Below are 6537 nucleotides of genomic sequence, written 5' to 3' on the forward strand. Positions count from 1 at the left end.
GTATGCTGACCGATCAGCTGATCCCGGAGGGGCTTGGGGCTGCGTCCGCGCCGCCTGAGCGGAGCCTTTGGCGCGAGTCTCCCCTCGCGCGGCGGATCGTGCTGTTCAACCTGCTTGCCATCCTGCTGCTCGTCGCGGGTGTGCTCTATGTCGATCACGCCTCCGACAGCCTGTCGCGTCAACGCGGGCGCGCGCTGGTCACCGAAGCTGGGCTCATCGCCGCGCTGGTCGATCCCGCGCGGCTCGATGAAAGCACTGCCGCTCCGGCCTTGGGGGCGCCGGCGGATGCGCTGCGCGAGCTTGCTTTGCTCAACGGGTTGCAGGTCTTTCTCTTTGACGCGAACGCGGAGTTGCGCCTGCGGCTCGGGCCGGATGACGCGCCCGACGGCAACCCGCAGGCCCTCGCCGCTCGCGCCGCGCGCTTCGCCCGAAACGGCGCCACAGCGCGCACCGAGGTTCTGGAAGTCAGCGGCGATGCTGGCGCGCGCTACCTGATGTCAGGCGCGCCGATCAGTGACGGCGGCGAGATCCGCGGCCATGTGGTGGTCGCGAGCGCCCGCGGCGAGATCGAAGCCCTGGCCCAAACCGACCGCCGCCGCACGACGAAGATCGTGGTGATCGCGGTGCTGGTCTCGCTGGGGCTCTCGCTCGCGCTCGCCTCCACTATCGCGATCCCGCTGGCCGATCTGGCCGCCGCCGCCGAGCGCGGCCGGGATGAGAACGCCGGCAACCTGCGCGCCGCGCGGATCCGCATCCCCGACCTCACGGACCGGCAGGACGAAATCGGCCGACTCTCCGGCGCGCTCAGCGGTCTGGTCAGCGGCCTGTTCGAGCGGATCGCCCGCAACGAGCAATTCGCCTCCGACGTCTCGCATGAGATCAAGAACCCGCTCGCCTCGCTCCGCTCTGCCGCCTCCGCACTCCGCGTCGCCAAACCCGATCAGGCCCGGGAACTGATCGAGGTCATCGAACAGGACGTGAGCCGCCTTGACCGGCTGGTGAGCGACATCTCCAATGCCTCCCGGCTCGACAGCGAGATGGTCCGCGAGCAGGAGGCGCCTTTCGATCTGGTCGATCTCTGCGCCAAGATCGGCGAACACATGGAGGGGCTCGCCGACGAGCGCGGCATCCGGCTGACCCGTGATGTCCCCCCCGCGCCGCTGGTCATGCACGGGCTCGAGGGCCGCCTCGCGCAGGTGCTCGTCAATCTCGTCTCCAACGCGGTCTCCTTCTGCGGGCCGGGAGACAGTGTGAGCATCGTCGTGCGGCGCCTGGGCAACCGCGCCGTGATCATGGTGGGCGATACCGGGCCGGGCATTCCCGAAGACGCGATCCAGAAGATTTTCGAGCGGTTCTTCTCCTCGCGTCCCGCCGGCGAATTCGGCAAGAACTCGGGCCTCGGACTTGCGATCTCCAGGCAGATCGTCGAGGCTCATGGCGGGACCATCCACGCCGAGAACATCACAGCCACCGTCCATGACCCCGGCTCCGCGCCGATGGGGGCGCGGTTTGTCGTCAGCCTGCCGGTCTAGGTCCCGTCCCGGCGGGCGCGAGGGGGAGGACGCGCGTGAAGCGCCACGAGATCATCCATGCAACGGCGGTCGAAGCGGGCGGGCGCGCGGCGCTTCTCATCGGCCCGTCGGGCAGCGGCAAATCGGCCCTCGCCCTCGCGCTGATCGCCCATGGCGCGCGGCTTGTGAGCGATGACAGAACACGGATCGAGCGGCGCGAATCGGGTCTTTACGCCTGTCCGCCGGACTGGCTCGCGGGGGTCATCGAGGCGCGCGGCGTGGGGCTTCTTCGCGCTCCGGTTGCGCCGCCATCGCCGACTACCGTTGTGGTCGACATGGGGCAGGTGGAAACAGAGCGTTTACCGCCGCGGCGCAGCGTGGAGATTATGGACGTTTCGCTCGCTTTGCTTCACAAAGTCGAAACCCAGCATTTTGCGGCCGCCGTTCTGGCCTACCTTACGCACGGACCTTTCGAGTAACGCCACGGGATGACTCCTCAGCAAGCTGTACATAAGCTCGTCTTGATCACCGGCCCCTCCGGCGCCGGGCGAAGTACGGCGATCAACGCGCTTGAGGATGGCGGCTTCGAGGCGATCGACAACCTGCCGCTGAGCCTCGTGCCCCGTCTGCTCGGCCATCTTCCGATGGCCCAACCACTGGCGCTCGGGATCGATCCGCGCAATCGGGAATTTTCGCAAACCGCCTTCATCCAGCTCGTCGAGGAGATGTCCGCGCGGCCGGACGTGGAGCTCCACCTCGTCTATATCGACTGCGCCCCCGAGGTGCTCCTGCGCCGCTTTTCCGAGACCCGGCGGCGCCACCCGCTCGCGCCGGCCGAGACCCCCGAAGCAGGCATCGCGCGCGAGATCGACCTGCTCTCGGCGATCCGCGCCCGGGCCGATATCCTGATCGACACAACCGAGTTCAGCCCGCATGATCTGCGGGCCGAAATCCTGCGCTGGTTCGGGGGTGATCCCACCGGCGCACTGGCCGTCTCGCTGCACTCGTTTTCCTACAAGCGCGGGCTGCCCCGGGGGCTCGACATGGCCTTTGACGTGCGGTTCCTGCGCAATCCCTACTGGCAGGCAGAGCTGCGCGCGCTCGACGGCCGCGCGCCGGAAGTGGCCGCCCATGTCCGCGAGGACGCGCGCTACGCGCCGTTCTTCGAGCAGCTCTCGGGCCTCATCGCCATGCTGCTCCCCGCCTACCGCGACGAGGGCAAGGCGCATCTCTCCATCGGGTTCGGCTGCACCGGCGGCCAACACCGCTCCGTCGCGCTGGCCGAGGCCATGGCCGAACGGCTGGGCGAAAGCGGCTGGCCGGTGACCGTCCGGCACCGGGAGCTCGAACGCCGCGCCAGCGAGAGCCCCATGCCCCAGAGCCGAACGGAGCTTCAGGCATGATCGGTGTCGTCATCGTCGCCCATGGTGGGCTTGCTCAGGAATACCTCTCCGCGGTCGAGCATGTGGTCGGCGATCAAAGCGGCGTCCGCGCCATCGCCATCGGGCCGAACGACGACCGAAGCTTCAAGCAACGCGAGATCTCCGAGGCGGCGGATTCCGTGGATACCGGCGATGGCGTCGTGGTCGTCACTGACATGTTCGGCGGCTCGCCCTCCAACCTCTCGCTGCGTGCCTGTTCCAAGGCGCGACGGCGTATTCTCTATGGCGCCAACCTTCCGCTTCTGGTCAAGCTCTTCAAGAGCCGCCGGCTCGGGCTCGATCTCGCGGTCGAAAAGGCGCTGACCGCTGGGCGCAAATATATTGACATGCGGGACCTCTCTGCTCATTAGAGCCAGCGGCGAGGAGGATGGAGCACGCATGGTCGATACCGTGAAGCGCAAGCTGAAGATCATCAACGAGAAGGGCCTGCATGCGCGCGCATCCGCAAAGTTCGTCGAAGTGGTCGAGGGGTTCGACGCCCAGGCCGAGGTCGCCCATGATGGCATGGAAGCTTCGGGTGACAGCATCATGGGCCTGTTGATGCTTGCTGCCGCGAAGGGCAGCGAGATAGAAGTCGAGACCCGGGGCGCCGAGGCCGAGAAGCTGGCCCATGCTCTGGAAGCGCTCCTCTCGGACCGGTTCGGAGAAGACTGTTGAGCGATCCTCGGCGTGTTATAGGGTGAGATGGTGAGTTTGGCCGATCGACGTGCAGACCCGGCGCTTGGTGCGGGCAGTGAGCAAAGCCCCCCGGAGCAGAAGTACGACCGGCGCAGCCTGACCTATGCCGACAGTTTCGAAAACCCGTTCAAGCGCGGCGCCATCCACACGCTGGAATGGCTGACCGGCAAGATCACTGTATTGCGCATGGTGCGCGCCTTCGAGAAAACCGGCGCGCCGCAGGATGCGACCTTCTTCCGCGCCGCGCTCGATATCATGGGGATCGGCCTGACCACCCCCGAAGAGCAGATCGCGCGGATCCCGACAGAGGGGCCGGTTGTGATCGTGGCCAACCATCCGCATGGGCTGGTGGACGGGATGATCCTCGCCGAGCTCATCGGCAAGCGCCGGCCCGACTACAAGATCCTGACCCGTTCGCTGCTGACCCAGCTCGATGAGGTCGCCGATCGGTTCCTCATCCCGGTGCCGTTCCCGCATGACGTGGACGCGCAGGAAAAGAGCCTTGAGATGCGCAACGCGGCAATGAAACAGCTCGACGCAGGCGGGGTCATCGGGGTCTTCCCGTCGGGCGTCGTCTCTTCTGCGGACAGTCTTTTCGGCCCGGCGGTCGAGCGCGAATGGAACGTCTTCACCGCCAAGATGATCCGCCGCTCCGGCGCGCAGGTCGTCCCTGTCTTCTTTCCCGGTGCCAATTCCCGTTGGTACCAGATGTCGAGCCGCATCTCGGCCACGCTGCGCCAGGGGCTTTTGCTGCATGAGATCGTCGCGCGCTGCAACCGGCCGATGGCGCCCATCGTGGGCCAGCCGATCAGCGCCGAGGAGGCCAGCGCCCGCGCCGCCAACCCGCGCGATTTCATGACGTGGCTGCGCCAGCACACTCTCAGCCTCGGGCAGGGCGGCTAAAGCCTCAGCGCGTTGGGACCGGCGTCTCGCCGCGATAGTCGTAGAACCCGCGCCTGGTCTTGCGGCCAAGCCACCCGGCCTCGACGTATTTCGTCAGGAGCGGGCAGGGGCGGTATTTCGTATCGGCCAGCCCGTCGTGCAACACGTTCATGATCGCAAGACAGGTGTCGAGCCCGATGAAATCGGCAAGCTCCAACGGCCCCATCGGATGGTTCGCCCCGAGCTTCATCGACTGGTCGATCGACTCGACGTTCCCCACGCCCTCATAGAGCGTGTAGACCGCTTCGTTGATCATCGGCATCAGGATCCGGTTGACGATGAAGGCAGGGAAATCCTCGGCGCTCGCGGCCGTTTTTCCCAGCCGCTGCACGACCTTGAGGCAGGCGTCGTAAGTCTGCCGGTCGGTGGCGATGCCCCGGATGAGCTCCACCAGTTGCATCACCGGCACCGGGTTCATGAAGTGGAACCCCATGAATTTTTCCGGCCGGTCGGTGCGGCTCGCCAGCCGGGTGATCGAGATCGACGAGGTGTTGGTCGTCAGGATCGTGTGCGGCTGCAGATGCGGAATGAGATCTTCGAAGATCGCCTGTTTGACCGTCTCCCGCTCGGTCGCGGCCTCGATGACGAGGTCACACTCCCCGAGGTCCGCGAGCGTGAGGGTCGGCGCAATCCGCCCCATGGCCGCGCTCTTGTCCTCGGCCGAGATCGTCTCGCGCGTCACCTGGCGCTCCAGGTTGCGGTTGATCAGCGTCATGGCGGCATCCAGCGCGTCTTGCGAGACATCTGTGATCCGCACGTCATACCCCGCCAGCGCCGCCACATGCGCGATGCCGTTGCCCATCTGGCCCGCGCCGACGACACCGATTTTGCTGATCTCCATAGGCCGCTCCCCGTGCAAATGTTCGCGCGACCATAGCCACGGGCGGGTGGCCGCCGCAAGGCGATCCGCCGCCGCTTAGCGAATTGGTAGGGGATCCGTGCCACGGTAGGCGCGGGAGTGAAAATTGGTGGAACGGTGAGCAATCTGTCTTTGCAACAGGGGCCGTTGCTGCACGAGCTGTGCAGCTACGGCGCATCATGTCTGCGGTTTCGCGGGCCGGCGCAGCCGCTCGAGGGCGATTATGTCGCCTTTCTGGGCGGGACAGAGACGTTCGGCCGCTTCGTCCGGCGCCCCTATCCGGACCTTGTCCACGATCAGATCGCCCAGACGGGCGTCAATCTCGGGGTCGTCCATGCCGGGCCGGAAGCGTTTCTGGAAGATCCCGGCATCTCCGAGATCTGCGCCGGGGCCAGGCTGACGGTGATCCAGATCATGGGCGCGGGCGCGTTGTCCGGCCCGCACTACCGGGTTCACCCGCGGCGCAATGACCGGATTGTCGAGGTGCTGCCGCTCCTGCGGGGTATGTTCGAGACGGTCGACTTCAGCGAGCACGACTTTCTGCGCCACCTTCTGCACGATTGCGCCGAGGCCTCGCCGCGCCGGTTCCGCATCCTGGTCGATGCGCTCTGCCAGGCCTGGGTCGCCCGGATGCAGGCGTTGATCAGCGCAATCCCGGGTGAGGTTCTGCTCTTCTGGTTTGCCGACCGTGTGCCGCCCAAGGCGCAGAGCTACGCGCTTGAGCGCGAGCCTTTGTTCGTCACGGCGCCGATGATCGACAAACTGCACGGCGCGCGGGTGTCCTGTCTCGAGCTGCCCGCCTCTCTCGACGCGCTCGGGGAAGGCACGGCGGAGATGTACTACGACCCACGGGAATTCACCGCGGCGCACACGCAGCTTGGCCAGCTCGCCCATCTCGAAGCGGCGCAGGCGCTTGTGGGCCGGATCAATGCGCTGCTTCAGAAATAGCAACGCCGCCCCCGGAATGGAGCGGCGCCGCCTGTTGAGTCGAAGTTTGGAACCCGGGGTCAGAGCTTCTCGGTGAGTTCCGGGATTGCGTCGAAGAGGTCTGCGACGAGGCCGAAGTCTGCGACCTGGAAGATGGGGGCCTCTTCGTCCTTGTTGA

The 6537-nt window shown here is 66.4% G+C and carries 8 protein-coding genes and 1 pseudogene; 7 read left to right on the forward strand and 2 right to left on the reverse strand.

Going from position 1 to position 6537, the window contains the following annotated elements; translation table 11 throughout:
- The first annotated feature begins 2 nt into the window (after positions 1 to 2).
- From BM353_RS15070 to BM353_RS15095, 6 genes are read left to right on the forward strand one after another with little or no spacing between them, the layout of a single operon-like run.
- Positions 3 to 1532 carry an ATP-binding protein gene (locus BM353_RS15070; RefSeq protein ID WP_092082319.1) on the forward strand — a complete coding sequence of 510 codons (1530 nt, stop codon included), beginning with the start codon at positions 3 to 5 and terminating at the stop codon, positions 1530 to 1532.
- 35 nt (positions 1533 to 1567) lie between these two features.
- Positions 1568 to 1990, forward strand: coding sequence for an HPr kinase/phosphorylase (locus tag BM353_RS15075; RefSeq protein WP_092082321.1), 423 nt, complete (start codon positions 1568 to 1570; stop codon positions 1988 to 1990).
- Between the two features lie 9 nt (positions 1991 to 1999).
- On the forward strand, positions 2000 to 2914 hold the full coding sequence (gene rapZ, locus BM353_RS15080) for an RNase adapter RapZ (protein WP_092082323.1): 915 nt from the start codon (positions 2000 to 2002) through the stop codon (positions 2912 to 2914).
- Entirely contained in the window at positions 2911 to 3303 is a 393-nt protein-coding gene (locus BM353_RS15085; RefSeq protein WP_092082325.1) for a PTS sugar transporter subunit IIA, read from the forward strand. Before rapZ ends, BM353_RS15085 begins: the two co-directional genes overlap by 4 nt.
- Before the next feature lie 28 nt (positions 3304 to 3331).
- Positions 3332 to 3610 (forward strand): HPr family phosphocarrier protein, encoded by a 279-nt coding sequence (locus BM353_RS15090; RefSeq protein WP_092082327.1) that lies wholly within the window; start codon positions 3332 to 3334, stop codon positions 3608 to 3610.
- A 27-nt stretch (positions 3611 to 3637) separates the two neighbouring features.
- Positions 3638 to 4534 (forward strand): lysophospholipid acyltransferase family protein, encoded by an 897-nt coding sequence (locus tag BM353_RS15095; protein ID WP_092082329.1) that lies wholly within the window; start codon positions 3638 to 3640, stop codon positions 4532 to 4534.
- A 4-nt stretch (positions 4535 to 4538) separates the two neighbouring features.
- On the opposite strand, the gene BM353_RS15100 is transcribed toward BM353_RS15095, so the two are convergent.
- Positions 4539 to 5414: a 3-hydroxybutyryl-CoA dehydrogenase gene (locus BM353_RS15100; protein WP_092082331.1), complete on the reverse strand. Its 876-nt coding sequence runs from the start codon at positions 5412 to 5414 to the stop codon at positions 4539 to 4541.
- A gap of 135 nt (positions 5415 to 5549) precedes the next feature.
- Between BM353_RS15100 and BM353_RS15105 the strand changes: the two genes are divergently transcribed.
- Complete coding sequence (locus BM353_RS15105) at positions 5550 to 6380, forward strand: DUF6473 family protein (protein ID WP_143104183.1); 831 nt, start codon at positions 5550 to 5552, stop codon at positions 6378 to 6380.
- Positions 6381 to 6439: 59 nt separating this feature from the next.
- On the opposite strand, the pseudogene BM353_RS15110 reads toward BM353_RS15105, so the two are convergent.
- Positions 6440 to 6537 (reverse strand): annotated as a pseudogene (locus BM353_RS15110) (electron transfer flavoprotein subunit alpha/FixB family protein); the annotation flags it as partial.

It is taken from the genome of Poseidonocella sedimentorum, assembly GCF_900116005.1.
In the GTDB taxonomy this organism is placed as follows: Bacteria; Pseudomonadota; Alphaproteobacteria; order Rhodobacterales; family Rhodobacteraceae; genus Poseidonocella; species Poseidonocella sedimentorum.

Bases quoted from the DNA above. Each gene is read 5' to 3' on its own strand.
- rapZ (WP_092082323.1), top strand. From the start codon at position 2,000: ATGACTCCTCAGCAAGCTGTACATAAGCTCGTCTTGATCACCGGCCCC.
- BM353_RS15085 (WP_092082325.1), top strand. From the start codon at position 2,911: ATGATCGGTGTCGTCATCGTCGCCCATGGTGGGCTTGCTCAGGAATAC.
- BM353_RS15070 (WP_092082319.1), top strand. From the start codon at position 3: ATGCTGACCGATCAGCTGATCCCGGAGGGGCTTGGGGCTGCGTCCGCG.
- BM353_RS15095 (WP_092082329.1), top strand. From the start codon at position 3,638: ATGGTGAGTTTGGCCGATCGACGTGCAGACCCGGCGCTTGGTGCGGGC.
- BM353_RS15090 (WP_092082327.1), top strand. From the start codon at position 3,332: ATGGTCGATACCGTGAAGCGCAAGCTGAAGATCATCAACGAGAAGGGC.
- BM353_RS15100 (WP_092082331.1), bottom strand. From the start codon at position 5,414: ATGGAGATCAGCAAAATCGGTGTCGTCGGCGCGGGCCAGATGGGCAAC.